The 17,364-nt window shown below is 41.4% G+C and carries 17 protein-coding genes and 1 pseudogene; 17 read left to right on the top strand and 1 reads right to left on the bottom strand.

Going from position 1 to position 17,364, the window contains the following annotated elements; genetic code table 11:
* From CK503_RS07515 to CK503_RS07495, 5 genes and pseudogenes are all read left to right on the top strand, one after another.
* Positions 1 to 511: pseudogene (locus CK503_RS07515) on the top strand (hypothetical protein); the annotation flags it as partial.
* 265 nt (positions 512 to 776) lie between these two features.
* Complete coding sequence (locus CK503_RS07510; RefSeq protein WP_095606174.1) at positions 777 to 2,783, top strand: methyl-accepting chemotaxis protein; 2,007 nt, start codon at positions 777 to 779, stop codon at positions 2,781 to 2,783.
* Positions 2,784 to 2,858: 75 nt separating this feature from the next.
* Positions 2,859 to 3,272 (top strand): energy transducer TonB, encoded by a 414-nt coding sequence (locus CK503_RS07505; RefSeq protein ID WP_095606173.1) that lies wholly within the window; start codon positions 2,859 to 2,861, stop codon positions 3,270 to 3,272.
* A 76-nt stretch (positions 3,273 to 3,348) separates the two neighbouring features.
* Positions 3,349 to 3,753, top strand: coding sequence for a hypothetical protein (locus CK503_RS07500; protein ID WP_095606172.1), 405 nt, complete (start codon positions 3,349 to 3,351; stop codon positions 3,751 to 3,753).
* Between the two features lie 40 nt (positions 3,754 to 3,793).
* Positions 3,794 to 4,192 (top strand): response regulator, encoded by a 399-nt coding sequence (locus CK503_RS07495; protein ID WP_095606171.1) that lies wholly within the window; start codon positions 3,794 to 3,796, stop codon positions 4,190 to 4,192.
* Positions 4,193 to 4,514: 322 nt separating this feature from the next.
* On the opposite strand, the gene CK503_RS07490 is transcribed toward CK503_RS07495, so the two are convergent.
* Complete coding sequence (locus CK503_RS07490; RefSeq protein ID WP_095606170.1) at positions 4,515 to 5,516, bottom strand: sensor histidine kinase; 1,002 nt, start codon at positions 5,514 to 5,516, stop codon at positions 4,515 to 4,517.
* A gap of 351 nt (positions 5,517 to 5,867) precedes the next feature.
* Here CK503_RS07490 and CK503_RS07485 point away from each other — a divergent pair, with 351 nt between their 5' ends.
* The 12 genes from CK503_RS07485 (at position 5,868) to CK503_RS07430 (ending at position 17,275) form a co-directional block, all read left to right on the top strand.
* Positions 5,868 to 6,221, top strand: a complete 354-nt coding sequence (locus tag CK503_RS07485) for a flagellar basal body rod protein FlgB (RefSeq protein WP_217988365.1) — start codon at positions 5,868 to 5,870, stop codon at positions 6,219 to 6,221.
* 17 nt (positions 6,222 to 6,238) lie between these two features.
* Entirely contained in the window at positions 6,239 to 6,736 is a 498-nt protein-coding gene (locus CK503_RS07480) for a flagellar basal body rod protein FlgC (RefSeq protein WP_095606169.1), read from the top strand.
* 65 nt (positions 6,737 to 6,801) lie between these two features.
* Positions 6,802 to 7,119: a flagellar hook-basal body complex protein FliE gene (fliE, locus tag CK503_RS07475; protein ID WP_095606168.1), complete on the top strand. Its 318-nt coding sequence runs from the start codon at positions 6,802 to 6,804 to the stop codon at positions 7,117 to 7,119.
* Positions 7,120 to 7,128: 9 nt separating this feature from the next.
* Positions 7,129 to 8,763, top strand: coding sequence for a flagellar basal-body MS-ring/collar protein FliF (gene fliF / locus CK503_RS07470; RefSeq protein WP_095606167.1), 1,635 nt, complete (start codon positions 7,129 to 7,131; stop codon positions 8,761 to 8,763).
* 6 nt (positions 8,764 to 8,769) lie between these two features.
* Positions 8,770 to 9,807 (top strand): flagellar motor switch protein FliG, encoded by a 1,038-nt coding sequence (gene fliG / locus CK503_RS07465; protein WP_095606166.1) that lies wholly within the window; start codon positions 8,770 to 8,772, stop codon positions 9,805 to 9,807.
* Positions 9,808 to 9,813: 6 nt separating this feature from the next.
* Positions 9,814 to 10,518, top strand: coding sequence for a FliH/SctL family protein (locus CK503_RS07460; RefSeq protein WP_095606165.1), 705 nt, complete (start codon positions 9,814 to 9,816; stop codon positions 10,516 to 10,518).
* Positions 10,515 to 11,843, top strand: coding sequence for a FliI/YscN family ATPase (locus CK503_RS07455; protein ID WP_095606192.1), 1,329 nt, complete (start codon positions 10,515 to 10,517; stop codon positions 11,841 to 11,843). The genes CK503_RS07460 and CK503_RS07455 overlap by 4 nt, the downstream gene beginning before the upstream one ends.
* 16 nt (positions 11,844 to 11,859) lie before the next feature.
* Positions 11,860 to 12,288 carry a flagellar export protein FliJ gene (gene fliJ / locus CK503_RS07450; RefSeq protein WP_095606164.1) on the top strand — a complete coding sequence of 143 codons (429 nt, stop codon included), beginning with the start codon at positions 11,860 to 11,862 and terminating at the stop codon, positions 12,286 to 12,288.
* Positions 12,289 to 12,293: 5 nt separating this feature from the next.
* Positions 12,294 to 12,854, top strand: coding sequence for a hypothetical protein (locus CK503_RS07445; protein WP_095606163.1), 561 nt, complete (start codon positions 12,294 to 12,296; stop codon positions 12,852 to 12,854).
* Complete coding sequence (locus CK503_RS07440) at positions 12,854 to 14,860, top strand: hypothetical protein (protein WP_095606162.1); 2,007 nt, start codon at positions 12,854 to 12,856, stop codon at positions 14,858 to 14,860. The genes CK503_RS07445 and CK503_RS07440 overlap by 1 nt, the downstream gene beginning before the upstream one ends.
* Positions 14,861 to 14,881: 21 nt before the next feature.
* Positions 14,882 to 15,565 carry a flagellar hook assembly protein FlgD gene (locus CK503_RS07435; protein WP_095606161.1) on the top strand — a complete coding sequence of 228 codons (684 nt, stop codon included), beginning with the start codon at positions 14,882 to 14,884 and terminating at the stop codon, positions 15,563 to 15,565.
* A gap of 90 nt (positions 15,566 to 15,655) precedes the next feature.
* Positions 15,656 to 17,275: a flagellar hook protein FlgE gene (locus tag CK503_RS07430; RefSeq protein ID WP_095606160.1), complete on the top strand. Its 1,620-nt coding sequence runs from the start codon at positions 15,656 to 15,658 to the stop codon at positions 17,273 to 17,275.
* The last annotated feature ends 89 nt before the right edge of the window (positions 17,276 to 17,364 follow it).

Here is a 17,364-nt window from a genome sequence, read left to right as displayed (position 1 = left end):
GGAAAGCTCTAATCGTGGGGCCCGGGTAGCCGAAGAGGTGTCGAAAAACCTGGAAAAGATTGAAGAAAGTGTAAATAATGTGAGCACGCTTGTGGTGGAGATCTCGGCAGCATCCCAGGAGCAGTCAAGTGGGGTACAGCAAATTAACTCGGCCATGACTGAAATGGATGAGGCAGTGCAGGGCAACGCTTCGGCATCGGAGGAGTCGGCCAGTTCTGCTGAGGAGCTTTCCTCTCAGGCGGCTGAGCTCAATACTATCGTGAAAGAGCTCATGGGATTGGTTGGTGGTATTGACGGTACTCATGCTAAGAGTTCTAATAATACCAATCAATGGGAGTCAAATGGGTATTCAAATAGAGCGGGATCTAATGGATATCAAAAGATTGAAAAGAAAAATGGGAATGGGCGTTCTTTTAATTCAGAATACCATGATGGATCATCATCTGAAAGTAAAAGTGATGACAGTGAATTGATTCCATTTGACGAAGAAGATAATTTTAGCGGATTTTAACTAAAAAAATATACTCCTAAAACGAATATTCCTTATAACCTAATAGTCCTTAGAGTGTTACCCTGGATAAGGGTAGCACTTTTTTATTTGTCAGTCATAAGTTTAAAAGATTTCTCTTTTTTATTTAAGAAAGAAAATTGCCCGCCGATAAGGTATTGACAAGCAAGTAATAAGACTGATTATTCTCAAAGCTAATTTAAACGTGGATTTGGATTATCCCGGTTAATATATCGGGAGAAATTCGCATTACAGTTCAAACGTTATTATGGGTTTTATACGAAATAAACTACGAAGTATAGCTTCAAGATACGGAAATGAGCAGCGCACTATCGGTAAACGTATTTTATTTATAGTACTGGGAGGATCTATGATGACCCTGATTGTAGGGGCCATTGCAATTTACTCTTTAAATGCTATTGATAGTAACACTAATGAGTTGGTAGGTGTGAATATTCCGGAATGGAATATCGCGAATGCTATTGAAAACGGTATGTGGGAATCGGGCTATAACCTGTCCCGTTACAATTATACGCAGAAAGATACGCTCTATAAACAAGCAATAGTAAAATTAGATAGCGTGGACAAAAAAATTGAAGAGGGAAAACGTATTGCTGAAACGTATGATATCCCGAACTTTGAAAGAATAATTGTCCAAATTGATGAGTCCTTTCGGGCTTATAATGCTTCAGTAGATTCTTCTTACAGGGCCATTCAGGAACTTGATCAATACCGAAGTAATATGGCCTCGGCCACGGGTGAGTTTGTTGATATTATGAATGAGTATACAGCTGTCACAAACCAAAGCATACAAACCCTTACTGATGCTACCGAGATCCAAAACGTTCAGGAAGAACTTGCTACGGCTGATGAGATAACGAAAAACTTCTTGCACAGTGTAAGTAAACTGTGGCAGTCAGAGGCTTTACGCAATACGGAAGATCTCATGGAGTTGGAAGATGAGTTTAATAAGATACGGTCTCAAATGGGCGAATTATATGAAGGGACTACCGATCCTGAAAGAGACATGCAACTAAGTATTGCGCTGGCTATTCTCAATGATAATGTGGGTGCCGTTAAAACCATGATTGCAGCGCGTAACACTGTAGATAAGCAGGAACAGATCCGTATTGAGGCATATAAAAATATTGTAAGTAGCGCTGCCGGCCTTGCAAGCTTATCTCAGCAATGGGCTACCGAGCAGGGTAAGCTCACAAATGCTACTGTGGCTTATACGATTTGGGTATTGATTGTATCGGTGGCCATAGCAGTGATTGGTGCAATGGTCTTCGGTCTGTTTATGAATGAGTCCATTTTGCACGTGCTTAGCAAGATAATCGATCGTTTGTCGGCTGGTGCTCGACAGGTTAACGATTCTGCTGTACAAATGAGTGGTACCAGCCAAGAGCTTGCTGAAAGTTCAAGTGAACAGGCGGCAGGGCTACAACAAACAACGGCTTCTCTTGAAGAGATGTCAGCCCAATCTAAACAAACTGCGCAGAATGCCAAGGAAGCTGAAATAGCTATGAAAGAAGCTAAACCCAAAGTTTCGCAAGGGGTTGAAGCTATGGAGCGTATGAATGAAGCAATGGATGAAATACAGGAGGCTTCAATGGAAACATCGAAGATTATTAAAACAATTGATGATATTGCTTTTCAAACAAACCTTTTGGCGCTTAATGCAGCTGTTGAGGCAGCCCGCGCCGGGGAAGCTGGAAAAGGTTTTGCAGTTGTGGCCGAGGAAGTGCGAAATCTGGCACAACGCAGTGCAGAGGCGGCAAAGAATACTTCGGAGCTGATCGAGAGTTCACAAAATAGTTCTGAACGTGGTGCTAATGTTGCTCAAGAGGTATCTGGGAATCTGCAAGAAATACAGGATAGTGTAAAGAATGTTAATACCCTTGTTGTTGAAATATCGGCAGCATCTTCGGAACAGCAGAATGGAATTGAGGAAATGAATTCTGTGATGAGAGAATTAGATGAGAATGTTCAAAGCAACGCCTCCAGCTCAGAAGAGTCTGCAAGTTCAGCTGAGGAGCTATCCTCACAAGCTAAAGAGTTGACAAATATTGTTGATTCGTTGATCGACTTGGCAGGAGTTCGTGAAGAGTCTAATGAAGCAATAGCAAATACAACTGGGAAGCAGGATGAGACTATAAACGGAGATGATGACCAGTTTGAACCTGATAACTCACAAAATGGAAGTGCCCATAACCAAAATGTTGGAAATGGTCAGCACGTACCATTTGAAGATAACAATTTTAATGGATTTTAAAGCTGCGTTTCAATTCGTATTGAAGGCAGCTAAATCGAGATAGCAGTTTAACAGTCACAAAAACATAACGTAGTCATGAATAACACTAAATATCTAAAAAGAGCAATTACATTTTCATCAGTTTTAGCAGTCACCATTATTGCTATTGGGATGACTCCATCAGCAGTATTCGGGCAAGGTTCGGGAGAAGTTCATACCGTGGTTGACGAAATGCCGGAAATTATTGGGGGATTACCTGCGCTGTATAAGGAAATAGAGTACCCGAAAGAGGCTGTGAAGAACAATGTTTCGGGTCGTGTATATTTACAGGTTATTGTAAATACTGACGGAAAAGCCGAAGCCCCTAAGATTATCAGAGATATTGGTTCGGGATGTGGCGAGGCGGCTGTTGAAGGTATCACAAAAGTAGATTTTAAACCAGGGAAACAAGACGGAAAAAAAGTAAAGGTCAAATATTCATTACCGGTTACTTTTAGGATAGACAAATAATAATATAAATAATATTGGTTTGGCCGGATAGAAATATTGGGACAGTTCATTACCAATTATAAGAAGTGGGGTACTTATGGATGATATACCTACGGATTTGGAGATTCTTGAAGATATCTATTATCGATATCACGATGATTTTCGTAAGTATGCTAAAAAAGAACCTGATCGAATAGCACGTATAAGGGTGCCAGTAGATGTTGAGGTCATAGCAGAAGCTTGCGGAGTGGAAGAGGATATGATTTTTGGTCGTATATATTACCATTTTAATAAAAAGTACAGTTATACCGACACTGATGGGGAGATAACAACTTTTTTTGTTACGGAAAAGTTTGAGGGGTTAAGTGTGAACTTTCCCCTGGTGGCTTCGGTCCTGGCAGATAAGTATGCTGAAAAAAAGCAGCATGAAAGTTTATTATTAATTGCGGGAACGGCGATTGTTATTTCAATTATATCACTGCTTGTTGCATTTTTTATATAAAAAAAGTTTCAAAAGAATAACTTATTTAAGTTGGAGTAATATGAAAATAAACGTATTGATTGTTGAAGATGACGCTGCGATGCGGGTCGTGCTTAAGAATACAGTACAATCAGTCGAAATGGATATAGAAATAGAAAATATTTATGAGGCTGAAAATGGTAAGGAGGGTATTAAAGCACTAAAAGATAATGAGTCGATAGACCTGATGTTGGTGGATATATATATGCCGGTTATGGATGGACTTGATATGCTCGATTATGTCCATGATCATCCGGATTTTCAGCATATTCCGGCTATTGTTGTATCTACTGAAAATGATGAGGAGCGTATTGATGCTATTCTTCGCCAGGGTTTGGGCTTTGTTCCAAAACCACTGACGCACGTATTGTTAAAAGATCAAATTGTGAGTATGATTGGTGAAAATGCAGATGAGAAGTAGGTAGGTAAGCCCCAGGAAAGTTAGATGTACAACCGAATTAGTGATTAGAGCACCCTGTTATGGGGTGCTTTTTTTATTTTGGTCTAAAGTTCGCTTCTTATCATACATAGGTACCTATCAAAGCTGGTTTGATCACTCCTTTATTACCAGTTGTAGTATGGTTTGATGTTTATCTTTTATCATTAGTGTGTTAGAGATACTGATAATTAAATATTTTCTTAAGATCAGCGAATTGGTAAGAAAGGATAGGATACTGGCAGAACTGAATGCATGAAATGTGGCAGTTCATACCGGAATAATAGAATAGGTTGCAGCCGACTATCTATAATAGAGAAGGTGATTGATAATCTTCAGATGGTGGCAGGCAAAAAAGAAATGAAATTTCTCCAAAAGGATTATTTTCGGTAACAAATATTGAGCCATAGTACCGTTTGGCATAGAGCAAAGCCATCGTTAAACCAATCCCCAATTTTCTTGCTTTGGTAGTAACAAAAGGATAAAAGAGTTGTTCGGAAATCGATTTTGGAATAGGATTTCCGGTATGTGAAATTTTAATGGAATTTTGAGTGGGTTGTGATATAGTTACTTCATGCTTATCAGCCGGAGCATATTCTACAGCATTTTCAATTAAAAAAGAAAGAATACGACGCATATCTCCTGAATTGCATTGCAGAGGAGTAGAAGATGTTGTTTCCTCGAAGCTGATATTCTTTTGTACTTCAACAGGATAATCGGAAACAATTTCTTGAATAATTTTAAAGGGATTTGCTGAAAAGTTATTTAAATCTATACGTTCAAGAGAAATTTTTTCTAAATCATCTAAATCATCAAGGAGGTTAAAAAGTTCATCAACACCAGCTGAAATTTTCTCAAGATATCTTTGGGATTCGTTAATATCACTGTTGTCTTCAATCAACTCAGCATATCCTTGAATGCCAGTGAGAGGGGAACGTACCCGATGCAGTAAAAATCCAATCATATTCTTAAGAGATTGCATCACCTCAAAGTCCGGAACCCCTTCGCGGCCTTCGAGTCGTACCTTCAAATGCTGGCTTCCTTCCCAAAGAAGTATTTCCTGTTTAAGGATGAACCATTCTTCGTTGAAATATACGGGGGTGATATTAGGACCTGCATTCGGCACGATGTGTACTACGTCATTAAGCTCTTTACCAATAGGATTTTTATTGGCAAAGCCTGCGATAGCTGCATCATTTACTTCACAAATTTTCTTACTCCCCATCTTTATGATAAAGGTGGGCTCAGTGCTGTTAAATGGTATCATCCCTGCCGGATTCTTGATGGCATTCTTTATTTGAGACATCATAATTAATTGTATTGAGACTAACAAAGGAATGACTCTATAAAAATAGAGATGATGTTCCTTCTATTGACCAAGTTATCAGCAGGGAGCCTGCTTACTTAAATATTGAACGATATTTATTCTATGAAGCACTACAGGAAAAAATTACCTCCCGGGCGGTTATTTATGCAGTTGTTCTCCTTAAGAAAGAAATCTTAAATGTATTAAAGCCACCGGTGTTATGAATTTCTGTATCTGGCATAGCAATTGCCTGTAGTATTAACGCACGTTGATACTTAAGTAATAATATTTTGTTCCGAGGTGAGGAAAATTTTGTAAACCGCCAGCCGATCGGCACAAAATGTATAAATAAAAATGAATTTTATTGCTATGCAGATAATAGATAGTGGTCATAGTCAGCTTATGGCAAAAGCAATGGATAGTTATTCATTGCGCCAAGAAATTACTTCATCCAATATTGCAAATATTGATACCCCGGGATATAGCCGTCACAGCGTAGAGTTTGAAAGCGCATTGCAAGAGGCAAGGAAATCGGGGAAAGCAATGCACGAGGTTAATCCGAGTATTTCAGAAACAGGAGATGAAGTGGTGCTTGAAAATGAGCTCCTGGAGATGGCCGATACCCAAATGAGGGTACAGCTTGTCACCCGAGCGTTACGCCATCATTACGACACCCTACAAACCGGCATTACAAGTACAACTCGATAATTTTTAAATCTAATATCATGATTCCCGATAGACTTTCTTCAGCTTTTCAGACAGCAGCAAAGGGATTGGCTGTACAGCGAGAACGAATTAATGTGGCTTCCCGAAATATTGCCAATGTAAATACAAGTTCTGTTGAGGGCAGTAAACAAGGGTATCGTCCCCAATCTGTCCAGACAACAGCACCAGAACCCACGAGCTTCCAACGAGTATTAACACAAAGCATGGGAAGCCTAAGCAAAACGCGCGAGCAGCACTTATCGCCAAGGATGCCGGTTGAAAACAATGTTGATAGGCAATCGCTTGGCCCCAATCACACTATTGCTGAAAAGGATAATTTTCGCTACGAATATGAACCGAATCATCCAGACGCAAATGAAGAAGGTATGGTACGCTATCCGGATATCGACATGGTTGAGGAGATGACAAATATTGTAAGTGCCAACCGGATGTACGAAGCTAATCTCAGCAGTATTGAAGCTGAGAAAGAGATTATGAAGCGTGCATTGCAGATATAACAATTGATGACATTTTCCCGGATTTTTAACACCAAACTCGAAAGACAAACAGAACTACCCCCATTATGATTGAAGGAATAGAAGCAAGCGGCCTCTTGCAACAGGTGAATGATATTGAACAAACGTCGCCTGAGCGGGAAATAGTAACAGAAAAAGAAAATCAGCAATCCTTTTCTGATGTATTATCAGATGCTATTAATGGGATTGATGAGACGATGAAAACTTCGGATGTGAAAGTACAGGAGTTTGTGGCCGGGGAAACAGATAATGTGCACGATGTAATGATATCGATGCAGCGAGCAAAACTGAGCTTTGATTTGATGGTAGAAGTTCGAAATAAAGTTGTTGAGACATATCAAGAAGTAAGCCGCATGCAAATATAGAGTAGATTAATGAGTTCATTTATAGAAAAATTTAAAGAATTTCTTGAACCGCTATCCACAGCCCAGCGTACGCTATTCTTTGGCTTAGTCGGGGCTATCCTGATTTTTGCCGGAACGGTTTTTTACTGGGCTTTAAGTCCCAGTTATACGCTTCTGTTTGGATCGCTCGAACAAGGTGCAGCCCAACAGATTGTTACCGAACTGGATGAGCGAGGGGTGAACTATGAGTTGGATAATGGCGGGCAATCGATTTATGTACCCGGCGAACGCGTAGATCAACTCCGCCTTGAGCTGGCCCCACTGGGAGCCCCACAATCTGATATGAAAGGATATGAACTTTTCGATAATAATTCGCTTGGGATGACTGACTATATGCAGCAGCTTAACAACAAGCGTGCATTAGAGGGCGAGCTTTCCCGATCAGTAAATAGCTTGCAACAGGTCAAATCGTCACGAGTACATCTGGTATTGCCAGAACGATCGCCGTTTCAGGAAACAACAGTTAAAGCTTCGGCATCAGTGCTACTAACTCTTAAACGGGGGGAACGACTTAATAAAACCAGGGTAGAGGGTATTACTTCGTTGATAGCTGGTAGTGTAGAGGGCTTGGAAGCCAAAGATGTGACCATTGTTGATCACGCAGGGAATCGATTGACGGATGATAAGCAGGGCAACAGTGGTTTTGCTTCCGAAGAGTCTTGGATGAAGTCAGAACAAAAGACTGAAGATTATTTAACCCGTCGGGGACAAACTATGCTGGATCGGGTATTGGGTCCCGGGAATAGTATCGTACGAGTATCCGTGGATCAGAATTTTGACAGTCTGGTTCGTGAATCTAATAAAATTGATCCTGAAAGCCGAACACTGATTTCGGAACAGCGCGATGAGCAGGTGCAAACACAAGAGGGATCAGAATTAGTACCCATTGATGAGTTTACCCCTGTTAATGAACGTGGAGAAACTTCAATAGTATCATCAAATGAAAATGAGAGCAGTTCGCGAACTCGAAATTATGAGGTAAGTGAAACCAAAGAAGTGTATAAAAAAGCACAGGGTGAAATTACAAATATTTCAGCCTCTGTACTGGTAAATCATAAGCAGATAGAAACGGTAAATGAAGGGGGGGAAACCGTATATGAAACAGAGCCCTATAGCGAAGAAGAATTGCAGGAATTTCGGGAAGTGATTACCTCAGCATTGGGCATCCAAGCCCAACGCGGAGATGAAATAACAATACGTCAAGTTGAATTCTGGCAGCCTGGGCAGGAAACTCCAAGAGGACAAATGATTGATGGTTATTGGCCTTGGACGCGGGTTCTGCGATGGGCTTTGATTTTTGTAACACTTGGATTAATCGCTTGGTTGCTCTTCGGTATTCGCCGACAAATGAGTAGTGGCCAGCCCGGATTGGCAATACAGTCGCCCTTTGGAGATGGTCAAGAAGTTTTTACAGATGGAAGTATGGATCCCGAATTGGAAGGTATGAGCAAACAAGAGCTTATGAATGATGAAGAAAAAGAAGAAATGCGTGCGCTTGAAGCCAAAAAGTACGACATGGAAGAAATTATAAATATGGTTGATATGAAGCCTGAAAAGGCAGCAAAGATTGTACGTTCAATGTTAATTTCAACAGAAGAGGAATAAAGCGGTATGGCACAGCAGAATAAAAAGCGAGTCATCAGTAAGGTAGACCAGCTAACCGGTGCCGAAAAGGCAGCAATTTTTATCACCAACTTGGGTACGAAGAATGCTACACCGCTCTTTAAATACCTGAAGGAAGAGGAAATTGAGGCTGTTACGCTTGCTATTGCGGGGATGGATAATATAAAGCCTAATGTGGTAGACTCGATAATGAGCGAATATTATCGGATGATGTCGAATGATGAATTACTACTGGAGGGTGGCCAGGATTATGCAAATGAGTTGTTGGAAGAGCTGGGTGATGACATTGATTCTGAAAAGGTGCGTCAAAAGCTGAAGGCGAACTCCGAAAATACCGCTTTTGCTGATTTCCAGGAAAGCAAAATCACCCAAATCACTAATTTCTTGAAAAATGAACATCCCCAAGTGATTGCCCTCATATTTTCTCAGCTGGATGAAAAGAGAACAGCCGAGATATTGGGGCATCTTGATGGTGATTTACAGGCAGAAGTGATTTATCGTCTTACTACCATGGAAAAAATTTCGACAGAAGTAATAGAAGAAATCGAAGAAGTCATCAAAGAACAGATGGGGGGTATGTACACGGTTGGCGATCGTATTAAGAGTGGAACAAATGCTGTGGCACAGATTCTTAACGAAGCTGAGATCGCTGTTGAACGTCATATTTTAGGTAAAATTGAGGAGCGCGATGCTCAGATGGCCGATGATATTAAACAGCAAATGTTCCTTTTCGAAGATATTCTTTACTTCAATGATCGAACGGTGCAAACCATTATCAACGAGATGGAAAAGACCGACCTTGTTATGGGGCTGAAAGGTGTAGACGAGCAAGTGAAAAAGAAATTCCTGGAAAACATGTCGGATCGTGCCGGGGCTATGCTCCAGGAAGATATGGATGCCCTTGGACCGGTGCCGCTTAAAGATGTAAAGGAGGCGCAGTCACGCATTATTCGAAAGATTAAACAGCTCGAAGAAGAAGGACAGATCACCACCCGAAAGATGGGCGAAGAAGAAATTGTTGAGTAGCACGCTATGGAAGATCAAAAGATTTTACATACCGAAGAAATAAATTGGTACGACGAGGATGATCACCCGTTGGACTATGACTTGGCTTTTGAGGGTAAGGGATACAAAAAGTCAGGAGAGTGTGAGGATACAGAAACTTCCTCTTCGAAGAAGAAGGTAGATGTCAAAAAGCTTATTGATAAACGGGATACGAAGTGGAAAAAGCGCTTGGCCAAAGCCCGGGAAGAAGCATTTGAAAAAGGGCACGAGCAGGGGTATCAGGAAGGTTTTGAGGCAGCCGAGCAACAAGTCGATGATAAACTTGCTCGGTTAGAAGACCTGGTAGTGAAGGCACATAAGGATTGGAAAAAACAGCATCAGCTGTTGAATCCGGGCTTGTTGGATTTGGTGTTCGATATGGTTGAGAAAATTGTAAGTATTCCCGTAGAAAACCCTGCTATACGTGAGCAACTCGAAGAGAAATTATCCGGGCTATTACATGAAACGGAAGGGGATATCAAGCCTCGGCTTTGGGTAAGTGAACAGGACTACCGGTTTGTAGAGAAATTGGTAGAAAAATATGCTCCCGAACTTTCGCTTTCTATCCGGATAAGTGAAGACTGTAATCCCGGGGAATTTGAGTTTGAGACCCAGAAAGAAACGGTGGTCCATCGGTTTAGAGAAAAACTTGCCGATCTGAAAGATAATATGACCCTACCCTCATGGAAATGACCGATACTGCTGATCTCCGTACATATATCGACCAAATTCGAAGTTGTCTTGATGATTTTACCAATGGCAGTAAGCGGTATGGCAAGGTTGCATCTATTGTAGGTACTATTATTAAATGTACAGGCTTACAGGCAAGTGTCGGTGAAGTGTATGGTATTGAAAATATTATGGATAATATTATTCCCGCCGAGGTGGTTGGGCTGGAAGATCAGTATGCGCTTTTGATGCCCTACGAGAGTATTAAGGGTATGCGATCAGGGTGCAAGGTCGAGTATATGGGACAGTCACTGACCATTTCGGTTGGCCCTGAGATGTTGGGACGCGTAGTTGATGCTAATGGTGATCCCATTGACAAAAAAGGTCCCATTTTGTGTGGGCATCAAGAGCCGGTGCACAATGATCCCCCATCACCAGTTGATCGTGAGCCTATCAACGACATTATGAGTACCGGAATTCGAGCGATTGATGCATTAAATACCATTGGTAAGGGGCAGCGTGTTGGATTGTTTGCCGGATCGGGTGTAGGGAAAAGTGTTTTGCTCGGTATGATTGCCCGCCATTCTGATGCCGACATTAATGTTATTGCTCTTATTGGTGAGCGTGGACGCGAAGTTCAAGAATTTATTGACGATATACTTGATGAAGAGTTGCTTGAGCGGTCGATTATTGTAGCAGAGACGTCGGATAAATCAGCAATGAGTAGAATTAAAGCAGCGTATACTGCGACATCAATAGCAGAATATTTCCGTGACAGAGGAAAAAATGTCCTTTTGATGATGGATTCCGTAACCCGCGTGGCCATGGCGCAACGAGAAGTAGGATTGGCTACAGGCGAACCTCCAACGACCAAAGGGTACACTCCAAGCGTCTTTTCAATGCTCCCTAAATTTCTTGAACGGGTGGGTAAAACATCGAGTGGAAGTATCACAGGAATTTACACAGTACTGGTTGACAGTGATGATATGAATGAGCCCATTGCTGATGCCGTACGGTCCATATTAGACGGTCACATTGTACTCTCAAGGCGATTAGCCCATAAAAATCACTATCCTGCTATTGATGTCCCGGAGAGTATTTCGAGGGTTATGCCAAATATTGTGACGCAAGAACAAAGGGAATTAGCAGGAGAGGTTCGGGATATGATAACCACCTATCGGGAAGCTGAAAACCTGATCAACATTGGAGCTTATGTGGAAGGCTCGAATCCCCAGATTGATAAGGCTGTGGAAAAACGTGAGGATTTGGAATCATTTTTGATACAAGATATTAATGAAGCGGACTTCGATGATAACTTGTGGAGTTCGCTTAGAAAAATAATTCAGTAGAAAGTACTAAAGCACTATGAAATTTGAATTTTCGTTGGAATCGGTTTTAAAAGTGCGAAAGCATGAAGAAAAAGTTGAGAAGCAGAAGCTTGCAGAAAAATTAAACAAGAAAAAGCATTTAAATGCTCTGAAAGAAAAACTTAAGAAAGAACTTGAAAACCATATCAGCGAAAATGGTAGTAGTACATATGCAAGCTTACACGATTTGCAACGAAAACAGCAGTACATCAATGATCTATATGAAAAGGTAAAGAAAGTAAATAGTAGCCTTAATTCAGTAAAAAAGGCGGTTGATCAACAGCGTGATAAATTAGCTGATGTCCATAAAAAGCGTCATATCATGGAAAAAGTAAAAGAGGGTGAGCAGGAATTATATTTCGAAGAAATGTCGAGACAGCAACGCAAAGTAATGGACGAGGTTGCAGCACAAACGTTTAGCAAATAATAATTATGTCGATTAAAAAAGTTCTTAAAATTCTGGGATATATTTTTGTGCCATTGCTCCCGATGGTTATAGCTATCTACTTTTTGTTTCCATATATCAATGAGGAGAAACATCAGGAGGTAGCGGAAAAGCATAGTGAGGAGTTTGTTATTGGAGATTCAACAAACGTAATGACATCCAATTTTCGTCCTGCAGCTGAAGAAAGTGAGACTGTTGGAGATCTGGGGAAAGACTATGCAACGATGAAAGAAAATATTGAAGATCTGAAAATGGAAATAGACTCATTAACGGTAGTCAATGATTCACTTAGTCAACAACTTGACCAGAGGGAATCTATTGCAGAAGAGGTTGAAGCAGCTGATGCAGAGATATCCGAAGAGGAATTCTCAGAGAATATTAAAAGCCTGCTCGATCTGGATATCGAGAGTCTGTCGCCGATATTGAACAAAATGAGTGATGAGCAGTTGGTGAAAATTTTTAAAGCTGGATCCGGATTGCAGCGTAAAAAACTTTTGCAATCCCTGGAGTCTGATCGTGCAGCAAAACTGATGACAGAGGTGTTATAATGTTAAGTAAGCTATTATCAAATATCAGTGGAAAAAACATTACTTCGGGAGAAGAGATAATCGGTAGTAATAAGGAGGAAGGAGGGAATACCTCCAAAGAAGTTTTTCAATCACTGTTGCAGTCGTTGCAGAATCAGAATTCGTCAGATAAAGCAAAACAGCAGTTGTTGGCCTTATCAGACAGTTCCTCAGAACAAGCAGAGTCTCCTGAGGGAGAAGATGTACAGAAAAATATTCTTGGCGGCTCGTTCACAGCGATAGGAGCAAAGGAGGCTGATAATTTGTTGCAGGCTGATCATAATATCCTCAAAGAGCTGCAGAAAGAATTTCAGAATATCAAAAATGAACTTATAGGTGATACGAGTGATTCTCCATCAGCTGATGGGAAAGAGGATGAGGATCAAAATGGAGTGTCTGAATCAGGTGAGCCGCAGGTAGTTGAGGGCTCGGAAGTTGATGCAAAAGAGAAAACAAGTGGTGAGGGGACTGAGGCACAACTTTCGGAGGAGTTGGATGAAAATGGGGAAGTGATTCCTAAAGGTCAGGCCCAGGAGAATGGAGAATCGACAAAGACCGATTCCGAAAAAGAATCTGCGAAACAGGAACATAGTACAAAAGTGAATCTTGGGAAGCAGGCCGCTGGGAATTTGGAAGGGGATAATAAAGAGAGTACCGAATCTGGAAGTAAAAAAGGTGCAACCCGTATAGATGGAGCTGCTGAGAATGTTAAAGGGATAGATGGAGATTCCCAGAAGGATAAAGAGAAAGCAGAATTATCTGTAAGTAGTAAAAAGGGTGAGCTTTCACAGGAAAAACAACAAGCTAACTTATCAACCGATAAAAAGGAGGGTGTTCAGCATGGTTCCGCAACAACTCTTCGGGAAGAACAAGCAACGACAAAAGAGGTTGAGGAGTCACGAGAACAAACTTCACAAAAGAAAGGAATTGAGAACCGGAACGGTGATATGGATAGCCGGGGTAAGGCGTTTGAGAAAGCACAACGTTTTGCTGGTCGTCAGGCCCAACAGGATACTATGAATCAGGTTAAAGAAGAGCAAAGGGTTAGGAATAAAAATGTAGAACCTGGGAAAGCACAGGCAGGTGTTCAATTTGAAAGTGGGCAAACGGCAAAGACGGAATTGACAGAGCAGCAGAAGAAAGTAATGGATTCGTTCTTCCAGAAAAGAGATCCGTCGAATATTTCTACTAAAGGGTTGGAGATGAAGAGTGTACAAAAAGAGAAAGGAAAAAATGCAAAAGGAAACAACGAAGCTGAGAATAGTAAGCAAGGGCTTGGAAAAGAATCATCAGAAGGAAGAAATAAACTGCTAAACCGTTTGGGAATTTCGGGAAGTAATGCTCAAAAGCAGGCCAAGCCTCTTGATCTACAGAACTTTTCCGGCGTTACGGTTGGAGAATCAAATTCAAGTTTAGAAGAACAGAAAATAAACTGGGAAGATCAGCTCACTAAAACGATGGATTCAGCCACAGAAAAGGAGTCAAAAGCCGGTTCGGCTTCCAGCTCAGTTCGGCTGGGACAGATACCGATAACAAATGGATCGCTGCGAAAAAAGATATTGCCCGGGCTAACACAACGTATTCAACAGGCGGCCTCTTCTTCTAAAGGAGATAGCAGTAATTGGCAGACGCATAATTTTACGTTGGATGATGGAAAAAATATTCAACTTTCAGTTCGTGAGTCGAAAGGAGTTTTACAGGTTAAGATGGGGTCGATGAATCTTGATTTGAGTAAGCTTCTGCAGCAGAATCTGCAGCAGATCCGTGAGCATTTGAAGCAGGAGTTTGGCTCTGAAGTAGATTTGCATTTTGAAAACCAGCAGCAGGGAGAAGAGTCGCAATTTTCAGAAGATACAGAGTCGTTGGATCGTAAACGAAATTACAGAAATAATTTTGGTGCCAAAGGTGTAACAGTAGAAACAGCAGAAGATGTAAGTAGAAAAACAGTCCGCAATTTTGGGTACAACCAAATGGAGTGGACCGCATAAATTAATGAATATCATAGTATTATGGATATAGGACAGATAAATGGGCAGTCGCAGTTAGCATCGCAAAACGATAAGTCGTTAACAGGAAATAGTAAACTTGGACAGGACCAATTTTTGAAGCTTCTGGTAGCACAGATGCAGAATCAAGATCCAATTAATCCTATGGACGGCAAAGAGTTTGCCTCGCAGCTGGCTCAGTTTAATTCGGTTGAACAGTTGATAGGGGTTAATAACGGGTTGTCAGAGCTGAGTCAAAGTCAGCAGTTAATGCGTAGCGAATTGACAAACTCGATGGCATCGTCGTTGACGGGTAAGCAGGTACGGGCATTGAGTAGCGACGTGAATTTACAGGCTGGCGAAAATACAAATATTAACTATGACTTGAACAATGCTGCAAGCGAAGTGGAGATTGTTATTCGCGATTCTTCAGGAAGTGAAGTACGTCGCGAGACAGTTGATGGTGCTGCAGCAGGAGATAACAGCTGGAGCTGGGATGGAAAAAGTAATGACGGCGTAGATGTACCCGATGGGCAATACAACGTAGAAATTAATGCCACCAACGGGGATGAAAGCGTCAAAGCACGGATGTTTATAGAAGGAATTGCCAACAAGGTACGGTTTACCGGAGCAGGAGTCCGCGTGTCAATTGATGGTGTAGAAGTGCCTATCGGTGATATAGAAACAGTAGCAGAAGGTGAAAAATAAGCAGGAAAACAAACGAATCAGTTTAACAACAATCATACAGTGAATATTAGTAGTAATAGAAAGCTGTACTTATAAAAAAAGGAGTAAGTTATGTCTTTAATTAAATCGCTAAATTCAGGTGTAAGTGGATTAAAGAGTTTCCAAACAAAGATGGATGCTATTGGAAACAATATTTCGAATGTGGATACTACAGGATTTAAATCCTCGAGAGTTACCTTTTCGGAATTGATGAATGAGAATATTGGTGGATCAGGAGGCGGAGAGTCGGCTCCTTCACTAAGCAATCAGGTAGGTCTGGGAGTGCGTGTAGCCTCTGTAGATCGTGATTTTAGTCAGGGAACGATCGAGAATACCGGGAAAACGACTGATCTTGCTATCGAAGGAGATGGATATTTTGTGGTTAATAATGGATCACAGGATCTTATGACCCGTGCCGGAAATTTTACCTTTAACAAAGATGGCAATCTGGTAGATCAAACAGGTAATTACGTGCAGGGATACAATGCCAACGATTCTGGGAATATTCTCGGCGGGGGCGCAACTGATAATGTACAAGTTGATTTTGAAAACGTGTTAGAACCTCAAAGAACCAGTGAGGTAAATGTAGGTGGGAATCTAAATTCTAATACAAGCACTGCCCAGATAGTTCAGGCACAGAGTTCGTTTACTGATAGCAGCGGCAACATTGCATCATCAACAACACAGCTAAATGATCTCAGTCAAACGAACACTAACTTTGATGGAAGTGAGACTATTACCGTTAATTATGTGGATGGTGATGGAAATGCCCAAACAGCGGATTACAACTTGACGGGAGCCAATGATACGCTTGGTGATGTCGTAAGCGGATTAAATGGTAGTATCGCCGAGGGTGAGTTGACACTGGTCGACGGTATGTTAAAGTTAAAATCCGATTCGCTGGGTGACAGTGAACTTGATGTGGATTCCATTACTATAAGCGGTGGAACTGGTGATATGAATACCCCGGGATTCCAGGTTACCCAAGAAGGGGAAACAGGAACTAAAACAATGAGTACCACCGTGTATGATGATCTTGGCCAAGAGCATTCTCTGTTGGTTGACTTTACACAATCCGGTCCTAATGAGTGGGATTATGAAGCCACTTTTGCGAACGGAGAGGAAATAACGGGTGGGGCTGCAACAGGCACTGTTACGTTTGATGAAATGGGACAAATTGATTCCGGTGATACCTTTGATATTGAATTCAATCCCGGTAATGGAGCAAGTACTTCCAATTTTGAAGTAAACCTTGGAGGGGCCGGAGGTACTGATTTTACCCAGTATTCAGGTGCCAATACCGCTAAGGTATTAAACCAGAATGGTTATACCCAGGGATCACTTGTAGATGTGCGCATCGACGGTGATGGGCGCGTGCAAGGGGTGTACGATAATGGCCAAAATCAGAATTTGGCTCAACTGGCTCTTGGTGATGTTCAAAATGAAGATGGATTAGAGATGGTCGGTGGAGGCCTTTTCAGAGCTACATCCGCGGCTGGCGAAGTATTTGTGGATACCGCCGATAACGTGGCAAACAGCAGTATTCAGTCCGGTTCTCTGGAAGGATCAAACGTTGATTTGGCTCAGGAATTTACCGAGATGATTACTTCGCAACGAGCTTATCAGTCAAGTGCGCGTGTTATTAGTACTTCTGATGAGATGCTTACCGAAGCTGTGAATCTCAAGCGATAATGTTATAAAAACTGCTTTCATAATTGGGAGGTAGATAACGCCCCGGGTTTGTATTGGGAGATACAGGTTCGGGGCTTTTTTATGTCTGT

The organism is Fodinibius salipaludis, from assembly GCF_002287075.1.
Lineage (GTDB): Bacteria > Bacteroidota > Rhodothermia > Balneolales > Balneolaceae > Fodinibius > Fodinibius salipaludis.
The sequence above is the reverse complement of the archived record's forward strand: the minus strand, read 5'-3'. Positions and strand labels throughout refer to the sequence as shown.